14 protein-coding genes are annotated in these 17902 nt (G+C 54.9%); 9 read left to right on the top strand and 5 right to left on the bottom strand.

Annotation, left to right across the window (positions count from 1 at the left end; translation table 11 throughout):
* Positions 1-5: 5 nt before the first annotated feature.
* The 3 genes from ACOOGA_RS10340 to ACOOGA_RS10330 all read right to left on the bottom strand — a co-directional run bounded on the left by ACOOGA_RS10340 (position 6) and on the right by ACOOGA_RS10330 (position 4434).
* Positions 6-467, bottom strand: coding sequence for a hypothetical protein (locus tag ACOOGA_RS10340; protein ID WP_417459469.1), 462 nt, complete (start codon positions 465-467; stop codon positions 6-8).
* On the bottom strand, positions 464-2002 hold the full coding sequence (locus ACOOGA_RS10335) for a hypothetical protein (RefSeq protein ID WP_417459468.1): 1539 nt from the start codon (positions 2000-2002) through the stop codon (positions 464-466). The genes ACOOGA_RS10340 and ACOOGA_RS10335 overlap by 4 nt, the downstream gene beginning before the upstream one ends.
* A 134-nt stretch (positions 2003-2136) precedes the next feature.
* The gene (locus ACOOGA_RS10330; RefSeq protein ID WP_417459467.1) at positions 2137-4434 is read right to left on the bottom strand and encodes an NADP-dependent malic enzyme; all 2298 of its coding nucleotides are present in this window, start codon (positions 4432-4434) and stop codon (positions 2137-2139) included.
* A gap of 141 nt (positions 4435-4575) precedes the next feature.
* Here ACOOGA_RS10330 and mutS point away from each other — a divergent pair, with 141 nt between their 5' ends.
* The 5 genes from mutS (at position 4576) to ACOOGA_RS10305 (ending at position 13563) form a co-directional block, all read left to right on the top strand.
* Complete coding sequence (mutS, locus tag ACOOGA_RS10325; RefSeq protein WP_417459466.1) at positions 4576-7329, top strand: DNA mismatch repair protein MutS; 2754 nt, start codon at positions 4576-4578, stop codon at positions 7327-7329.
* 50 nt (positions 7330-7379) lie between these two features.
* Complete coding sequence (locus ACOOGA_RS10320; RefSeq protein ID WP_417459465.1) at positions 7380-10142, top strand: [protein-PII] uridylyltransferase; 2763 nt, start codon at positions 7380-7382, stop codon at positions 10140-10142.
* Positions 10139-11701: a murein biosynthesis integral membrane protein MurJ gene (murJ, locus tag ACOOGA_RS10315; protein WP_417459464.1), complete on the top strand. Its 1563-nt coding sequence runs from the start codon at positions 10139-10141 to the stop codon at positions 11699-11701. The genes ACOOGA_RS10320 and murJ overlap by 4 nt, the downstream gene beginning before the upstream one ends.
* Before the next feature lie 136 nt (positions 11702-11837).
* The gene (gene trpS / locus ACOOGA_RS10310) at positions 11838-12794 is read left to right on the top strand and encodes a tryptophan--tRNA ligase (protein WP_420430661.1); all 957 of its coding nucleotides are present in this window, start codon (positions 11838-11840) and stop codon (positions 12792-12794) included.
* 151 nt (positions 12795-12945) lie between these two features.
* A complete protein-coding gene (locus tag ACOOGA_RS10305; RefSeq protein ID WP_417459462.1) occupies positions 12946-13563 on the top strand; it encodes a DUF4136 domain-containing protein in 618 nt (205 codons plus the stop codon).
* A 68-nt stretch (positions 13564-13631) separates the two neighbouring features.
* Here ACOOGA_RS10305 and ACOOGA_RS10300 read toward each other — a convergent pair whose 3' ends face one another.
* The gene (locus ACOOGA_RS10300) at positions 13632-14261 is read right to left on the bottom strand and encodes an ABATE domain-containing protein (RefSeq protein WP_420428612.1); all 630 of its coding nucleotides are present in this window, start codon (positions 14259-14261) and stop codon (positions 13632-13634) included.
* Positions 14262-14640: 379 nt separating this feature from the next.
* Between ACOOGA_RS10300 and ACOOGA_RS10295 the strand changes: the two genes are divergently transcribed.
* From ACOOGA_RS10295 to ACOOGA_RS10280, 4 genes are all read left to right on the top strand, one after another.
* A complete protein-coding gene (locus tag ACOOGA_RS10295) occupies positions 14641-15231 on the top strand; it encodes a TolB family protein (RefSeq protein WP_417459460.1) in 591 nt (196 codons plus the stop codon).
* A gap of 142 nt (positions 15232-15373) precedes the next feature.
* The gene (locus ACOOGA_RS10290) at positions 15374-15988 is read left to right on the top strand and encodes a hypothetical protein (RefSeq protein WP_417459459.1); all 615 of its coding nucleotides are present in this window, start codon (positions 15374-15376) and stop codon (positions 15986-15988) included.
* Between the two features lie 4 nt (positions 15989-15992).
* On the top strand, positions 15993-16289 hold the full coding sequence (locus ACOOGA_RS10285) for a winged helix-turn-helix domain-containing protein (RefSeq protein ID WP_417459458.1): 297 nt from the start codon (positions 15993-15995) through the stop codon (positions 16287-16289).
* Between the two features lie 51 nt (positions 16290-16340).
* Positions 16341-16775 (top strand): DUF2141 domain-containing protein, encoded by a 435-nt coding sequence (locus tag ACOOGA_RS10280; RefSeq protein WP_417459457.1) that lies wholly within the window; start codon positions 16341-16343, stop codon positions 16773-16775.
* 57 nt (positions 16776-16832) lie between these two features.
* Here ACOOGA_RS10280 and ACOOGA_RS10275 read toward each other — a convergent pair whose 3' ends face one another.
* Positions 16833-17723, bottom strand: coding sequence for an MBL fold metallo-hydrolase (locus ACOOGA_RS10275; protein WP_417459456.1), 891 nt, complete (start codon positions 17721-17723; stop codon positions 16833-16835).
* Positions 17724-17902 lie beyond the last annotated feature (179 nt).

The following is a 17902-nucleotide window of genomic DNA, read 5'->3' as shown; positions in this document are numbered from 1 at the left end:
ACCCCTTAAGCCAGGGACGCCACCGCAGCAGAGGTTTTCGCCGACAAAGTAACCATCATCGTGCGAAGTTTTTCAGCCTGCTGAAGATAAGCGTTATAGGCCTTCTTATTGGGCATCTGGAGCTGTGGCGGGTTTGCCAGCCAGCTTTGTATCGTTTTCACATAGACCCGCATAGCCGACGTTGTTTCCTGCGACAATGCCTGCAGAAGCAGCACGGTGTTCTTCAACCCCAGAAGGGCGTTTTTATAGGGGTCGGTACCCTTGGTACTGCTATTCAAGCTGCTCGCCGCGGCCGAATAATCCGTCAGTACGTCCGAAAACTCCTCCAGAGTTATACTATCCGGATAAGAACGTTTCAGCGCACTACCTGCTGCCACAAAATCCTTGAGCGCCGCATCATAAAGCCCAATCAGATTGTCAAACGTATCTATCACCATATCCTCCTCGCGCTGCAGCAGCACAATCAATCGCCAGCCAGATAGCTAAGCGTGCTTTCATATATTGAATTGGTAAAACCCCACCAGGCAGCCGGGGGTAAACTCACTTTTGGCCATTGGCGAAACTCAAGGGCAACCGAGCCCCCATCCCCAAGGTTGTGGTTGTAGCCAAGAGAGATGGAGTTATATGCGGCATCGCCGCGGGACATCAGGTCTTTTGATGGAAAATGAAAATTTCGGGTCGGATTGGTATTTGCATTTGCTGCATCACACTGCGCAACAGTTGCTACATATGTACCGCTACCCCGAATATAGTTGAGCCCGGAGGATATGCCCGCCGCCGCGCTATTGCTGGGAGGGGCAAGCACGCTGTCGACCCACTCTCCCCGCTTGGGGCCAAACGCAAGTTTTGCTCCACCGTCACCGTCTGCCACCGGATAGGTGCTGGTGCCAATTTTGATCTCGGTTTCGGCAAAGCCTTTCAAGAGTACCCTGTTGTTCTTTTGGCTTTCTTCCCCGCCCCACGCCGTAATAATGACTTCGTCTGTAGAAAAAAGCGCCTGCACATTGTCATCTAGCGCTGCATACATTGCGCTGAAACAGGTGCGCGACATCACGGTAAAGTATTCTTTGGAATAATCTTGCGCGGCACTCACCGCAAAGCCACAGTTCAGATACAGCAGTAGAAGAGTCATCAACCCACAGGCTTTATTGTAACCCTCATCGCTTATCGTTGTACCGTGGTCAGTTCTTTTGGCAGCGACCCAGTCCTCCGCTTTGCCAACGGTGTTCAGGATATCTGCACCAGGGAATAAAACGGTGGGGTCAACAAACAGCTTGTCACCATAATATACACGCTTTAACCCCTCGACCCTGGTACCGGACTGATTCACAAGCGTCCGTATTTCCAGATACTCTGTCTCATACTCACCTTGAATTGCCGCCACCGCCTCCCTGGCAGTACGAATGGTGTCCCTATATATGGCTCGTTTTGCCTGATAGTCTGGCGAACGCTCGTCAAGGTCCGCCAAATTTTGCTTCGCTGTGTCCCACGCTGATTTATAGGGTTGAGCCTGCGCGCCATATTTGGCTTTAAGTTCTTTGGTGATTTTCCTGTCAAGCGCCTGCCGAATAGTGGCCACCGGTAACCCTTGAGCAAAACCCAGAAAACCGTTGACCTGCTCCAGCGGGATATCAAGTGTAACTTGGGGTGCACCTGCAAAGTCACGTTTTCGAACCTGCACAATCCCGCCATAAGCATCAAGAGTTGATGCCCACTTGCCGTCGCGCGCTGCAAGAGCAGCTATAATGTCACTAAAGACCCTGTCCTGACCGTCAAAATCATCCAGGATAAGAGTAATAAACTCCAACATCTGGTCCGTTGCCGCGGTTATTTCTTCGGCCTCAGAGAAGGGGACAGTTACAAATTCAAGAACAGCGTTATCACCCTCCACGCCATCGAGAAGGATTTTCCAGCCCATATCAGCCGCCTGATAGATAACCTTCTGATACTCAACGTCACCCGTCACTTTTACGTCGGTTTCGAATTCCACTCCGATAGCCATGGATATGAGCCCTCAAACTTTGCGTGGTCAGTACTTGAGGGACGGATGCAGGGTTTGTCTGTGAAGCTAAAAGAAAATGGCCAGAAGGTTCTCACCCTCTGGCCATTTTCTGGTAACCGCAAAAATCTTGGTGTTTATTCTGCGTCCAGTTCCTTGCGGGCTTGTGCGAGCGCGTGCGCGGCACTTGCCGCCAACCCGGCCATGTTCACAAGGTCTGACGCCGTGGCTGTCATGCGTGAAATCTGGATCGAGTGGCTCATGCCCAGAAGCATCGGGCCAACCACGCGGCCGCCGCCTAGCTCTGCCAACAGCTTATAGCCGATGTTAGCGCTGTGAAGCGCAGGCATCACCAGCACGTTTGCCGGGCCGGAGAGGTTCATGAACGGATACTGTTCCATAAGCGTGCGGTTCAACGCCACATCGGCCTGCATTTCACCGTCAAACTCAAAGTCCACATTGCGCTTGTTGAGAAGCGAAACAGCTTCCTGAATGTGTTTGGTTTTGTCCGATGGCGGGTTACCGAAGTTGGAGAATGACAGGAACGCAATGCGCGGATCATGGCCCAGGCGCTTCACGAAATAGGCCGCGTTTTGCGCAATGTCCGCCAGGTCTTCCGCGCCGGGGCGCTCGTTCACCGTGGTGTCTGCAATAAACACCGTGCGCTGTTTGGTGACCACGATCGACATACCAAACGGCCGCATGCCCGGCAGTGGGTCGATCACCCGTCGTACGTTCTTGAGCGCACGCCAATAATGCCGGGTTACACCGGTCACCATAGCGTCTGCGTCGCCCGTTGCCACCATACAGGCGGAGAAAACGTTCCGGTCGCGTTTGACAAGGCGCTGCACGTCACGCAGCAGGAAGCCGCGACGGTTCAGCCGTTCGTAAATATAGTCCACATAATCGCTGGTGCGTTTGGTGTTGGCCGCATTCCAGATCTCGAACGCTGCGTCATCCACACCCATTTCACGCAATTTTTCGCGGATTGGTGCTTCATAACCCACAAGGATCGGCACACCGTAACCGGCGTTTTTGAAGCCGATTGCCGCACGGAGGACTTTTTCTTCCTCCGCTTCCGCGAACACAACACGCTGCGGCGTGCGGCGCTTCAGGTCTTCAAACATGGTGGAAAGTGTGTCTGCCGTTGGGTCAAGGCGCGCTGAAAGCTCCTGCTCGTAAGCTTCCATATCCTCAATCGGCTTGCGCGCAACACCGCTGTCCATCGCGGCCTGCGCCACTTTCACCGGGATGCGGCGAATGAGGCGCGGGTCAAAGGGTGCCGGGATAATATATTCAGGGCCATAATGAGGTTGCTGGCCGCCGTAAGCCGCCGCCACTTCATCAGGCACATCTTCACGCGCAAGCTCGGCAATCGCCTGCGCTGCCGCGATCTTCATTTCTTCATTAATAGTCCGGGCCCGGACATCCAACGCACCGCGGAAAATATAAGGGAAACCAAGCACGTTATTCACCTGGTTTGGATAATCAGACCGGCCTGTGGCCACGATCGCATCCGGACGCGCTTCCTTGGCGTCTTCCGGTGTGATCTCGGGGTCAGGGTTTGCCATGGCGAAAATGATCGGCTTCTCGCCCATGGATTTAACCATCTCCTTGGTGATGGCACCGGCGGCGGCAAGGCCGATCACAACGTCAGCCCCCACCATGGCTTCTTCCAAAGTGCGCGCATCGGTTTTGATTGCATGCGCAGACTTCCACTGGTTCATGCCTTCTGTGCGGCCCGCATAAATCACACCGGTACGGTCTACCATGGTGACATTTTCATGCGGCAGGCCCATGGCCTTGATCAGCTCGATACAGGCGATACAGGCGGCACCTGCGCCAAGGGCGACAACTTTGGTGTCTTTAAGTTCACGCCCGGTAAGGTCCAGCGCGTTAATGAAACCAGCTGCGGTGATGATCGCCGTGCCGTGCTGGTCATCATGGAAGACAGGAATGTCCATCAACTCACGCAGGCGCTGCTCAATAATAAAACACTCTGGCGCCGCGATGTCTTCGAGGTTGATGCCGCCAAACGAAGGGCCGAGGAGCTTCACGCAGTTCACAAACTCGTCAATGTCTTCACTATCAACTTCCAAATCGATAGAATCTACATCCGCGAACCGCTTGAAAAGCACAGCCTTGCCTTCCATCACCGGTTTGGACGCCGCAGCACCAAGGTTACCAAGGCCCAGGATCGCTGTCCCGTTTGAGATAACAGCCACAAGGTTGCCTTTTGTGGTGTAATCATAAGCGGTGTCAGGGTCCCGTGCGATCTCCCTCACCGGTACGGCTACGCCGGGGCTGTATGCCAGCGATAGATCTCGCTGGGTTGCCATTGGTTTTGTGGGGGTTATTTCAATCTTTCCGGGACGACCGGAAGAATGGAACCTGAGCGCTTCCGCATCCGTAAATTTGGAAGATTTGCTAGCCATGGGGATTCCTCTGTTCTTTGGTGTTCTTTGGGTGGCGACAGACTAAAGAATGCTCTAAAAGCGGGGTATGTATGCGGCATACTATGGCACAAAGCGGCTGACAATTGAAATCGGGCAGTAAACCGGGGGTAAGTTAAAAAAATGGAAGGTAGCGCGCACTTGGGGCAGAACGCGGATAATAACACGCGGGGGCAAACCGATAGCCCAACGACGCCTGAAAACAAATGGTCTCGCGCCGCATCCGCACCCGGCGCGACACCCATGATGGCACAGTTTCTGGAGATCAAAGCAAACTATCCGGATTGCATGCTGTTTTACCGCATGGGCGATTTTTACGAGCTGTTTTTCGAGGACGCCGAGCAGGCATCTGCCGCGCTTGATATCACCCTCACCAAACGCGGCAAACATGACGGCGAAGATATCCCCATGGCGGGTGTGCCGGTGCATGCGAGCGAGATGTACCTTTCGCGCCTGATCCGCAAGGGTTTCAAGGTTGCGGTTTGTGAGCAGACCGAAGACCCGGCTGAGGCGAAAAAACGCGGCTCCAAATCTGTGGTACGGCGCGAAGTCATCCGCCTTGTAACCCCCGGCACGATCACGGAAGAAAACCTGCTGGATGCCCGCGCAGCCAACTATCTGGTGGCGCTTGGGCGCGCGCAAAATGACTTTTCCCTTGCAGTTGTTGAGATATCAACAGGTGAGTTTTTCATCCTGCCAACAAAAATCGGACGGCTGGACGCTGACCTCGCACGTCTCAACCCCGGTGAATTGATTGCAGCAGCAGATACAAGCGACGATGACAAGCTGGCGGCAGCGCTTTTTGACTGGCGCACGATTATCAGCCCTATTGAACCCCACCGTTTTGACAGCACCTTTGGCGCCCGCCGCCTCAAGGAACTGTTTGACGTAGCGACGCTTGACGGGTTTGCGAACCTGAGCCGCGCAGACCTGGCCGCTGCCGGTGCGCTCGTGGACTATCTTGAGGACACGCAAAAAGGCAAAATGCCCCGGCTTTACCCGCCGCGCCGCTTATCTGCCGATGGCACCATGATGATCGACGCCGCCACGCGCCGCAGCCTTGAGCTTACCCGCACGCAAACCGGCGAAACCTCCGGCAGCCTTCTCTCTGTGATTGACTGTACCGTCACCGGCGCAGGTGCGCGGCTTCTGGCAAAACGCCTGTCCGCCCCGCTGACCGACCCGGTGCGGGTGAACGAACGGCTGGACGGCGTGCAATATATGATCGAGCGGCCCCACCTGCGCACTGACATTCGCGCGGCCCTCAAGTCAGCCCCGGATATGGAGCGAGCGCTGGCGCGGCTCTCGCTGGGGCGTGGCGGGCCACGGGACCTGGCCTCGCTGCGCATTGGGCTTGAGGCTGCCAAGGCGGTGCAAACATATCTGCTGGCGCCTAAAAATGCGCTTGAAGACATGGCCGACCTGATCGCGGATGCCGCCAGTGACCTTGGCGAACACGGCGAACTTGTTGCTGAGCTGACAAGAGCGCTGGTGGAGGAGCCGCCGCTTCTGACCCGCGACGGCGGTTTTATTGCAAAGGGATACCATGAAGCACTGGACGAGTTTCGCATGTTGCGGGACGAAAGCCGGCGTCTGATCGCGGGTCTTGAAGGCGATTACCAGCGCCTGACCGGCATTGGTTCCCTGAAGGTCAAGCACAACAACGTCATCGGCTACCATGTGGATGTTACCGCCAAACACGCGGAAAAGCTGATGTCTGCGCCTTTGAATGAAACCTTCATTCACCGCCAGACGCTCGCGAACTCCATTCGTTTTTCCACCAGCGAGCTTTCCAAGCTTGCCGGTAAAATATCAGAAGCAGGCGACCGCTCGCTGGCGCTTGAGCAGGAGCTGTTCGCAGGCCTTGTGGCGCGCGCAATTGACCATGCGGAAGCGATCTCAACAGCCGCCGAAGCGCTCGCGAGCCTTGATGTAGCCTCCGCCCTCGCCACCTTGGCCGAAAACGAGCGTTACACCCGCCCTGATGTGGATGACAGCCTCGCCTTTGACATCAAGGGCGGTCGCCACCCGGTGGTGGAAAAGGCGCTGAAGGCCATGAGCGACAAATCTTTTGTCGCCAACGACTGTGACCTCGGCCCCGATGACAGGCTTTGGCTTATCACCGGCCCCAACATGGCCGGTAAAAGTACCTTTCTGAGGCAAAACGCCCTGATTGCCGTGCTGGCGCAGATTGGCAGTTATGTGCCCGCTGACAGCGCCCAGATTGGCGTGGTTGACCGGCTGTTCAGCCGCGTGGGCGCATCAGACGACCTGGCGCACGGGCGGTCGACCTTCATGGTGGAGATGGTGGAAACGGCGGCGATCCTGAACCAGGCCGGGCCACGCTCGCTGGTGATCCTTGACGAGATCGGCCGCGGCACCGCAACCTATGACGGGCTTTCCATCGCATGGGCAGCGGTCGAGAACCTGCACAATATCAACCAGTCACGTGCGCTTTTCGCCACCCACTATCATGAGCTTACTGCGCTCAAGGAAACGCTGGATGCTGTGAGCCTACGGTCGATGAAAGTGCGGGAATGGAAAGGCGACGTTGTTTTCCTGCATGAAGTTGCGCAAGGCGCGGCGGACCGTTCCTACGGTATTCAGGTAGCCAAACTTGCTGGCCTGCCGCCCCGCGTGGTGAACCGCGCGCGGCAAGTGCTTGACCATCTGGAAAACAGCGACAAGGGCGATAAGGTCACCGGCCTTATTCATGACTTGCCGCTCTTTCAAAATACTCCAGTCTCACCCATGCATAGTGAGCCAAAGACGAGCGCCGTTGAAGAGAAGCTGTCCGAAATCAACCCGGATCAGTTGACGCCGCGCGAAGCCCTTGAGATCCTTTATGCCCTGAAAGACGAACTTGATCATCACTGAGCAGCGACGATAACCCATTAGGGTAACACTGCGCATCTGGATAGAAATTCATGAGCAAAATCCGTAACCGCCGCGCGATCATCAACCGCAAAGACCTTGTCATTGCGCTTGACGCCATGGTTGCGGAAAAGAGCCAGAGCGATTGGCATGCGGGCGTTACGGCGATCCTGAAGGATGCGCATCAGCGCGGCTGGAACGAGGTGAAGCGCCGCTTTTATGATGAAGCGGAAAACGGCCGCACGGCAGCAGAATCCATCTCGTTTCTCATGGATCAGCTTTTGCGCACACTTTATGACTTTGTCACCACCCACGTTTACCCGCTTTCAAACCCGACAGCGTCTGAGCAGCTCTGCCTCGTGGCAACCGGCGGGTACGGGCGCGGCGAATTGGCCCCCTTCTCGGATATCGATCTTCTGTTCCTCATTCCCTACAAGTCCACACCGTGGGCGGAGAATGTGGTTGAATATATGCTCTATACCCTTTGGGATTTGGGTCTGAAGGTGGGGCATGCCACCCGCACACCGGAGGAATGTACCCGGCTCGCGAAAGAAGACCTGACAATCCGCACGGCACTCCTTGAAGCCCGCTATTTGTGGGGCGAGGAAAAGCTGTTTTTAGCGGCGGCAAAACGCTTTGTGCGGCGTATTGTGGCCACCAGCGGCCCTGAGTTTGTTGAACTGAAGCTGGCTGAGCGCGACAACCGCCACAAAAAGATGGGAGACAGCCGCTATGTGGTGGAGCCCAACATCAAGGACGGCAAAGGCGGCCTCAGGGACCTGCAAACCATGTGGTGGATCGCGCTTTATCTCTATGGCGGGCTATCGCGGGAGAAAATGCAGGCGGAAGACATGCTCACGGCTACCGAGAACCGTCAGTTCCGGAAAGCCAATTCCTTTTTGTGGACCGTGCGGGTCGCGCTGCATTTCCTGGCGGGGCGCGCGGAGGAACGTTTGACGTTTGACACCCAGCGCATGCTTGCGGAACAACTGAAGTATAAAGACCACCCTGGCGCAAGCGGGGTTGAGCGCTTCATGAAGCACTATTTCCTTGTGGCGAAACAGGTGGGAGACCTGACTCGTATCTTCTGTGCGGTGCTTGAGGCCAGGCAGCAGAAATCAACCTTCCTCGCGCGGTTCCGCCGCACCAAAAAGCTGCAGGAATTTGCGGTTGAAGCGGGCCGCCTGACATTTGTTACGCCAGACGACTTAAAGAACGACCCGACGCTGATCATCCGCATCTTTGCGGTCGCTGACGACAAAGGTTTTGATATCCACCCTGACGCCCTCAGGCTGATCAAGCTGAACCTGCACCGTGTCACCGACAAGATCCGCCATAATGAGCAGGCCAATGCAGATTTCCTTGCGGTACTCACGAGCCAGAAAGAGGGCGAGATCAACCTTCGCCGCATGAACGAAGCGGGTGTATTTGGCCGTTTTGTGCCTGATTTTGGCCGGGTTGTGGCGCAGATGCAGTATGACATGTACCACCATTATACGGTGGATGAGCACACCATCCGCGCCATTGGTCTTGTCGCCCGTATTGAGGCGGGCGAGTTGGCGGACGAACACCCGCTTTCCACCGATGTGATCCAGAAGGTTATTTCGCGCCGCGTGCTTTATGTGGCGGTACTTTTGCATGATATCGCCAAGGGGCGGGGCGGTGACCATTCGGTGATTGGTGCGGAAGTCGCGGAATACCTGTGCCCACGCTTCGGCCTTAAACCGGCAGAAACTGAAACTGTGGCCTGGCTTGTGCGCTGGCACCTGCTGATGAGCAACACAGCGTTCAAGCGCGACCTGTCTGACCACAAAACCATTCAGGATTTCTGTGAGCTGGTGAAAAGCCCTGAGCGGCTTCGCCTTCTGCTCGTGCTGACAGTGGTGGATATCCGCGCAGTTGGCCCCGGCATCTGGAACGGCTGGAAAGGCCAGCTTTTGCGTGAGCTTTATTACGCAGCGGAAGAAGTGCTGGTAGCAGGCCACGTCAATGTTGGGCGCGGTGAGCGGGTGAAAGCCAAACAGGTTGAACTTCGCGAGACGCTGAAAGACTGGTCCGACAAGGATTTCGACGCGCACACAGATAAAATGCCAGACGCTTACTGGATTGCGGAAGGCCCGAACACGCTTGAGCAAAACGCCTTTTTGATCAGAGAAACCGATGATCGTGGCGGGGCGTTTGGTGTCACGGCACGGATTGAGCCGTTCCAGGACATGACCAAAGTATCGGTTTACACCGCTGACCACCCCGGCCTTTTTGCCCGCATTGTTGGTGCGCTGGGTGTGGCGGGTGCAACCATCATGGGGGCAAAAATCCACACCTCCAAGGACGGCATGGCGATGGATAACTTTGCCGTGCAGGACATGGATGGCCACGCGTTTGATAGCCGCCGCCAGCTCGACAAGCTCGAAGACACCATTCTTGAAACCCTGCGCGGGAATGTGCGCCCCAAGGAGCAGCTGAAAGAGCGCCGCATCTTTGGCAAGAAAGACGCAGCCTTTGAGATTGAGCCCGTTGTGCTAATCGACAACAGGGCCTCAAACTGGTCAACGGTGATCGAGGTAAACGCTAAAGACAGGCCCGGCCTGCTTTATGACCTCGCCTATGCGCTGTACCGCCTGAAGCTGTCGCTTTATTCCGCGCATGTTGCCACCTACGGTGAGCGTGCGATTGACGTTTTTTACGTGCGTGACCTTGTGGGGCAAAAAATCAGCAACAAAATCAGGCTTCGAAATATTGAGGAAAAACTCCTCAAAGCCGCAAGAGGTGAGCCCATATTCACCCAGAAGAACAAACATACGGAGACGGTGATTTGAGCCTCGGGAAGCGGATTTCCACCGTTGGCGGATTCACTCTGCTGAGCCGGGTTTTTGGCTTTATTCGTGACATGCTGATGGCGCGGTATCTGGGTGCTGGAATGGCGTCTGACGCCTTTTTTATCGCTTTCAAATTACCCAACTTTTTCAGACGACTTTTTGCGGAAGGTGCTTTCTCCGTTGGTTTTGTGCCGCTTTACTCAAAGCTGCTTGGCAAAGAACTAACCGCTGAGAGCAAAGCGGCGGCAGATGCTTTTGCGGGGCAGGTTCTCTCATGGTTGTTGCCCATCCTCCTTGTATTTCTGTTGGTGATGGAAGCCGCGATGGTGCCGGTGATGCTAGGGCTTTCCGGCGGCTTTGAAGGAGACACGGAGAAGCTGAACCTCACCGTTGAGCTTGGACGTTACACCTTCCCCTACCTTGTGCTCATTTCGCTGATGACGTTTTTCACCGGCATGCTTAATGCCGTGGACCGGTTCTCTGCTGCAGCTTTTGCGCCTGTGATCCTGAACCTCTTCATGATTGGCGCCCTTATCGGTTTTGGCGAAACAGAAGTAGAAAAAGCCCGTTACCTGGCCGGAGCTGTCTCGTTTTCAGGCCTTGCGCAGCTTTTGTGGGTGTTTAGCGCCGCCAAGCGCGCAGGGCTTAAGATCTCCCTGCCCCGGCCCAAACTAAACCCTGAAGTGCGAGAACTGTTCCGGGTGATTGGCCCGGCCGCCCTTGGTGCCGGTATTGTGCAGATTAACCTGCTTGTTGATGTGCTGCTGGCCGCACGTTTCCTGCCTGAAGGGTCTGTGTCCTGGCTCTTCTACGCTGACCGGCTCAACCAGTTACCCCTTGGTGTTATTGGCGTTGCCGTGGGCACTGTTTTGTTACCGGGTATTTCCCGCCTTCTGGCCGGTGGTGATGAGGCCGGTGCCATGCGCCAGCAAAACAGGGCGATTGAGATCTCGCTTTTTCTCACGCTGCCGTCAGCCGTGGCGCTTGCGCTTATCGCGTCGCCCATCATTGCAACCCTTTTTGAGCGCAACGCCTTCACAGAAGCGGATACGGCAGCGACAGCGGCAGCCCTTGTGGTTTATGCGCTCGGACTGCCTGCTTATGTGATCGCGAAAGCCCTGACGCCCGGGTATTTTGCGCGGCAGGACACGAAAACGCCGGTGCGGTTCGCCACAATTTCCCTCATCATCAACACTGGCCTGAACCTCCTGCTGATTTGGGACTTTGCCCATGTGGGCCTTGCGCTCGCAACAGCGATTGCGGCCTGGGTGAATGTTATCATGCTGTATTTTGGCCTGCGTGGGCGATACGGCTTCAGGCTGGCGCGTCGCACAGTCATGAGCGCGCTCAAGTGCCTGCTCGCGTGCGCCGTCATGGCGGCAAGCCTTTTGGCTTACACCCATTTCTATGGCTCCATGTTCGATGCAGGTGGCAGCGCACGCATCCTCCACCTCCTGCTGATGATTGCCGCTGGTGGCGTTACCTATCTGATCGTCGCAGCCCTCACACACGCCATTGACGTGCATGAGATACGCACAATTCTGCGGAGCAAGCGCTGATCCCTGCTTGACCGGCTCGCGAGTGCTTGCCATAACGCTGCACACATAGGCGGCCCGGTCCAAAGGTGCCGCCCCTATATGATGGAGACTTTTGGTGAGCAATCGTGTTTTTTCCGGCGCCCAACCCAGCGGTAACATGCATCTTGGCAACTATCTTGGTGCCTTCCGTAACTGGGTAAAACTGCAAGACGATTTTGAGTGCATTTATTGCGTCGTGGACATGCATGCCATCACCGTCTGGCAAGACCCGGCAGACCTGAAAGCACAAGTGCGCGAAGCGGCCGCTGCCTATATTGCGGCAGGTGTTGACCCCACCAAATCCATCCTCTTTAACCAGTCTCGTGTTTCCGGTCATGCAGAGCTTGCGTGGATTTTCAACTGTGTGGCGCGTATTGGCTGGCTCAACCGCATGACCCAGTTCAAGGATAAAGCAGGCAAGAACCGCGAAAAAGCATCTGCCGGGCTTTATGTTTACCCAAACCTGATGGCCGCGGATATCCTGCTTTATAAAGCAACGCATGTGCCGGTGGGGGAAGACCAGAAACAGCACCTTGAGCTAACACGCGACATCGCACAGAAGTTCAATAACGACTATGGCCTTGAGCTGTTCCCACTTGTGGAGCCCGTCATTCAGGGGGAAGGCACCCGTGTGATGAGCTTGCGGGACGGCACCAAGAAGATGTCAAAATCCGATCCGTCTGAATATAGCCGTATCAACCTCAATGATGACGCTGACACCATCGCGCAGAAAATCCGCAAGGCAAAAACCGACGCAGAACTGCTGCCGGTGAAAGCTGACCTCCTTGAAGGTCGCGCCGAAGCACAGAACCTTGTTGGTATCTATGCCGCGCTGACCGACATGACACGTGATCAGGTTTGTGCGGAATATGAAGGCAAGGGTTTTGGTGACTTCAAGAAAGCCCTGACCGATGTGGCGGTTGCGAAGCTCGCGCCCATCACCGAGGAAATGGCCCGGCTGCAAAAAGACACCGCCTATATCGACAGCGTCCTGGCGGAAGGCGGCGAACGCGCAAGCGCCATCGCTGACCCGATCCTTAAGGAAGTGAAGCGTGCGGTCGGCTTTCTGTTCTAGGACAGGCAACACACAAAAGTGAGGCGGTTCTTGTTCAGTCTGTGTTCAGGCGCGGCATACTATGCTTTACCAATAAAGTGACCGCATCTTCCGCCTTGCCGATCACGCACGGCTTGTTAGACTGCGAACAAAGAAAGCAAGAGACACGCAGATGGCCAAGAACAGTTTAAAACAAATCATGCTTGTCGCAGCGCTGGTAACCCTCAGCGCTTGCACCAGCACTTTCCGTAGTGATGTAGCGACATTTCACACGCTGCCGGAGCCTAAGGGCGAACGGTTGATGATCGTGCCGATGGATACATCAAGGAAAGACAGCCTCGAGTTCCAACAATACGCGGCTGTGCTTGCCAATCATTTGCGCAATGAAGGCTATCAGGCCACGGGCGAAAAAGACCCGGAGCTGATTATCGGCTTTGACGTTACCGTCAACGATGGGCGCGAGAAAATCCGGTCCATACCAGGACATAGCCGTCCATATTATTGGCGCAGCTACTGGCATTGGGGCCGCTACTGGGCACCCGTTTCGCCGTTCGACCACATGTATAATGACGAATTGATCACACGCACGGTCTACACCGCGACATTGATCATGGAAGTCCGTACACCAGAGGGCGAGCTTCTTTTTGAAGGCCGCGCAGAAACTGAAACGCGCACCAAAGCGGTGCCTGAGGTTGTGCCGCTCTTGGCGGAAGCGCTGTTTGAAAACTTTCCCGGCGAAAGTGGTGTTACCCGGCATGTTCGCATCGACTTAGAGAATAGCGGCCGTTAGGAAAAATGCTGGCCTTTAAGAGGCAGCCCCGGTCCTTGAAATTGCCCCTGCCGTATTGGCGGGGGCTTTTATTTGTGTGTCACGCCGTTCAGGCATTTCCGGCCTCCGCAGTACCGCCCCTTGTGCCGAGCTTCGCGCACCAGATAGAGCCACCCGCAAGCATCATTCGCGCAAAGCCTGAGTCGTTTTTTCGGTAAATCCTTCATCAGAAGCACAGCGTCCCGGGTGACAAGATCGGCGATAATCGTAAGGTTGGTGAAAGCTGCGGGCCTTATCTCGATGTGATCGTCCACAAAAGCCAGCCGGTGGGCCGACATTGATTGCTGCCAGAACGCTTCAAAAACTTCCATGTCATCGGCACTCGGCTCAGCACCTTGGGCATGGGCGGCAAAAATATAATGCAATACTGTGCGTAACGCTCTTGCATTCTCAAGCGCGGCAGCGGCCTCTTCAGCCTCAAGACTGCCTTTCATGGCCAGAATGTCAGCAAGTTCCGGCTCCATTACATCTGCAGCAACTGACCAGACCACGAGGTCAAGGTAGCTCTGGATATGATCTTCAAGGCTGTTGCTGCCCCAGCCGGTGATCGTATTCGCAAAATCCAGCACCGGGTGGCCTGCGATAAGGGTATCGAACACAGAAGCTTCTGTTTTGGTGCGGGATGACGGTAGCGACACAGACTGTCCTTCAGTAATCATAGCGCTGTTGGTGCGTCTCGAGAGCTATGTGGAAATAATAACACGATTGTTAGATGGCAAAACACTCATCACCCTATACACAATCTCACACATAATAAGTCATGCACGAGGTGGCAATGTGTTCCTTTGGCTCATAATAATCAGCTTCGCAGTGGCGAATAACCCACCCACGCTTTGGACACCCGAGACGCTCTCAACATCTGATTACGAAGCGTCGCCTGTCTTTTCTCCAGATGGTCAGGAGATGTATTTCTTTCGGGCGAATCCGAGCTTCAGCGCATATCAACTGGCTTGGGCACGGTGCGAAACAGGCACCTGGGTTGAACAACCTGCGCTTCCTTTCAGTTTGGCTGCCCCGGTTGACGAGTCGGATCCGCTCATGACACCTGACGGTAGGGGGCTCTATTATATTTCCACGCGCACGCTGGACGGTGACGTTAAAGAAGATTTTGATATCTGGTACGTTGAGCGCGACGCCGAGGGCGTCTGGGGTACGCCCACACGTCTTCCCTGGCCTGTCAATTCAACCGGATCGGAGTTGTTACCTCGTCTCGGGTCGAACGGCGAACTGATCTTCGGCTCAGACCGACCTGGCGGCCTTGGCGGACAAGACATCTATATGGCTCACAAGAGCGTAGACAATCGCTGGACCATTCGCAATTTAGGCACCCCAATCAACAGCGCAGCCAACGACTATGAAGCCGATATGACATCAGACGGTGACCATATGGTCGTGGTGAGTGATCGCGGCGGGCGGTCCCACCTGCATCTTTTTCATCTGGAGGATCAAGTATGGCTAGCCGACGGCTTGGTGCCGGCTCGTGAAGATGTCTTCCAGGTTGGCCCCTTATTTTCGCCGCTCGGTGATAAACTTCTATTTTCTCAGGCCAACGCAGATCAATCAGGCGAGATATTTCTCAGCGTGCTCAACCCCTCGTCGCACGAATCCTGGCCCCCAAACTGCCAATAAGCTATTCAGGGCTTGAATAGGTTCCTCTGCCCAATCCCCCCATGTGCTCAAAATCACGCTACATATTCTCGCTTGACTTCCTGTCATAAATGCATACTTTGAAATACAAAGTACTTTGCATAACGCAATCAGGATACAGATTATGACAAACGACATCGACAATTCAGCACCCAGAAATCCGGCGGAAGATTTAGCCCTGATCCGGCAAATGATGGAAGCCGCGCGGGACAAGGTCGCGGTGAGCGGCATACATTTCATCCTGTGGGGTGTGCTGCTTACGGTCGCCTTCTTTTTGCAGTATCTCAGCGTACACCGTTATTTACCGGAAATGATGGTTGAGATCTGGGCGCCGATGATGGCGATCGGCTGGGCCATAGAGTTCTGGATCGCGCGGCACCGTGCGCCGGTAACGCGCACCAGCAACCCGGCCGTTGTTGCTCATTCTTCAAGCTGGACAGTGGTTGGTGTGACAACGCTGATCTATTTTTGGCTTTCGGTCGTGACCGACACGTTCGATCCCAAAACCATTACAATCCTGTCCGCTGGTCTTATGGGTGGCGCCTATTGGGTAACCTCTGCAGTTACAGGCGTGCGCTGGCTCAAGTTTATTGCGCTCGGCTGGTGGCTTGTGCTCGCCTACGCCACTACCCTTCAGGTATATGACGGCGAGATGTTGCTGGTAATGGCAGCGTCCAGCGGGCTGCTTCTCACCCTTCCTGGCTTTGTGATGAGGCGCCTTGACGATAGCGAGGAATAAGACCATGTCGGACTTCGACTATAGAGCGATAGACGATGTGATCCACTCGCGGGTCAGGCTGGCCATCATGTCTTACCTAGCCTCTGCCCGGTCATCAGAGTTTACCGCGCTCAAGAAGGTGCTTCAGGTCTCGGACGGCAACCTCAGCACCCACCTGAAGAAACTTGAGGACCATGAATACATCAGGCTTGAAAAAGAGTTTGTGGGGAAAAAACCACAAACCACCATTGAAATAACAAAAACAGGCGATGCGGCCTTCAAGACATACGTTGAAGGTATCGCAGCAATGCTTGGCACTTAATCAAAACGACAGATCAAACCCGGCCTTAGGGTCACAACAGTCGAGGATAAAATGACAAAACAACTCATAACCGCCTTATGCATCAGTACGACTGCGCTGCTTGTTGGCACCCTTAAAGCATCAGCTGCAGACCTGACAGTGCACATCGCAAACATTGAAAAGTCGTCCGGCTCAATTCTTATTGGTGTTTATGATAGCGCAGAGGGTTTTCTTGACCCCAAAGGCATGAAGGCCCGAATGAAGTTAACCGCCAATACGGATGGGGTGAGCCACACATTCCACGGCCTGCCTGAAGGCGACTACGCCATATCTGTTTTCCATGATGAAGACGATGATGGCAAGCTGAAGAAAAACTTCATGGGCGTCCCGCGTGAGCCCCTTGGCATGTCACGCGATGCAAAAGGCAGTTTTGGCCCGCCACAATTTAGCGACGCTGTGTTCACACTCCCGGAAGCGGGCACAGAAATCACCATCACGCTCGATTGAAACAAGTGGCGCCCTGAAGTAAACTCCGGGCGCCACATATTTTATGGGCTTCTTGGCTTATAGGCTCTCATAAATCGTTGATACAAACAGGTCCACACCATCAGTGCTTGCCTGCTGCCATTCAGGGTGCACATCAGCAAGCGGCTTCAAGGCCACAAGCTCTTCTAATGACAATCCTTCACCTTTTTTTGCCGCAACTACGTCCCGCGCAGCAACAAGCATATCATGATAGGCCTGCAGCCCAGCGAGATCTGTGACTTGGCCATGACCGGGGATAACAACAGTTTGTTCATCGGCAGCGCTGATGGCAAGTTCGGCCATTTTGATCACACCCCCAATAGTGCCGCCGTTTGGTACATCAATAAACGGGAACCGCCCGTTAAAGAAGGTATCCCCCATGTGAATGACGTTCGAGGTGCGGAAATGCACGATGCTGTCGCTGTTGGTGTGCGCGTTAGGCAGATGAATGATGCGCGCGTCTTCACCGTTCAGGTGCAGCGACATCTGGTCGTTGAAAGTCACCACTGGTAGCGCCGGCCCAACTTTAGGTTCTGTGGTAACGTTAAAGGCCTTGATAAAACTGCCTGCTGTCAATCGCTGGCGCACATTATCGTGGGCCACGATCACCGCACCTGCTGAACCAAGATTCTCGTTCCCGCCAGTGTGGTCAAAGTGAAAATGTGTGTTGATCACAAAACGGATTGGCTTGTCAGAAATACCTGCGATGGCGGTTTTGAGCCGCTCGGTGAGTGGTGCAAACTGATCATCAATGATGAAAACACCGTCTCCCCCGGCAGAAACGCCGATGTTGCCACCAGCACCATAGATCACATGAACATTGCCGTTCAGGGCGACCGGCTTGATCTCCACCTCTTCCCAACTGTTCTGGGCGGAAACTGCCGTCGAGCCCGCAAGGCAAAGCCCGACTATAATATGCTTGAGTGTCATTTTTCGGCTCCCGTGACCTGTCATTTGTGCTGCAACCACTCTAGCCTAGCGCAAGAGGTCGTCAACTCACAAACCTCGTGGTCTCTTCGGGCGGCACTTAAAAAACCCGCCTTCTGCCCCTAAACCGCCACGCTTAACGCATTTAGTAGACCATAAGACGTATTTGCCTTTGCCGTCTG

This window comes from Kordiimonas sp. (assembly GCF_965216265.1).
GTDB lineage: Bacteria > Pseudomonadota > Alphaproteobacteria > Sphingomonadales > Kordiimonadaceae > Kordiimonas.
The sequence above is the reverse complement of the archived record's forward strand: the minus strand, read 5'-3'. Positions and strand labels throughout refer to the sequence as shown.

What these genes read in the sequence shown, in the direction of transcription:
- ACOOGA_RS10335 (WP_417459468.1), bottom strand. Translation starts at nt 2,002, where the DNA reads ATGGCTATCGGAGTGGAATTCGAAACCGACGTAAAAGTGACGGGTGAC.
- ACOOGA_RS10330 (WP_417459467.1), bottom strand. Translation starts at nt 4,434, where the DNA reads ATGGCTAGCAAATCTTCCAAATTTACGGATGCGGAAGCGCTCAGGTTC.
- mutS (WP_417459466.1), top strand. Translation starts at nt 4,576, where the DNA reads ATGGAAGGTAGCGCGCACTTGGGGCAGAACGCGGATAATAACACGCGG.
- ACOOGA_RS10320 (WP_417459465.1), top strand. Translation starts at nt 7,380, where the DNA reads ATGAGCAAAATCCGTAACCGCCGCGCGATCATCAACCGCAAAGACCTT.
- trpS (WP_420430661.1), top strand. Translation starts at nt 11,838, where the DNA reads ATGCATCTTGGCAACTATCTTGGTGCCTTCCGTAACTGGGTAAAACTG.
- ACOOGA_RS10305 (WP_417459462.1), top strand. Translation starts at nt 12,946, where the DNA reads ATGGCCAAGAACAGTTTAAAACAAATCATGCTTGTCGCAGCGCTGGTA.
- ACOOGA_RS10300 (WP_420428612.1), bottom strand. Translation starts at nt 14,261, where the DNA reads ATGATTACTGAAGGACAGTCTGTGTCGCTACCGTCATCCCGCACCAAA.
- ACOOGA_RS10295 (WP_417459460.1), top strand. Translation starts at nt 14,641, where the DNA reads ATGACACCTGACGGTAGGGGGCTCTATTATATTTCCACGCGCACGCTG.
- ACOOGA_RS10290 (WP_417459459.1), top strand. Translation starts at nt 15,374, where the DNA reads ATGACAAACGACATCGACAATTCAGCACCCAGAAATCCGGCGGAAGAT.
- ACOOGA_RS10285 (WP_417459458.1), top strand. Translation starts at nt 15,993, where the DNA reads ATGTCGGACTTCGACTATAGAGCGATAGACGATGTGATCCACTCGCGG.
- ACOOGA_RS10280 (WP_417459457.1), top strand. Translation starts at nt 16,341, where the DNA reads ATGACAAAACAACTCATAACCGCCTTATGCATCAGTACGACTGCGCTG.
- ACOOGA_RS10275 (WP_417459456.1), bottom strand. Translation starts at nt 17,723, where the DNA reads ATGACACTCAAGCATATTATAGTCGGGCTTTGCCTTGCGGGCTCGACG.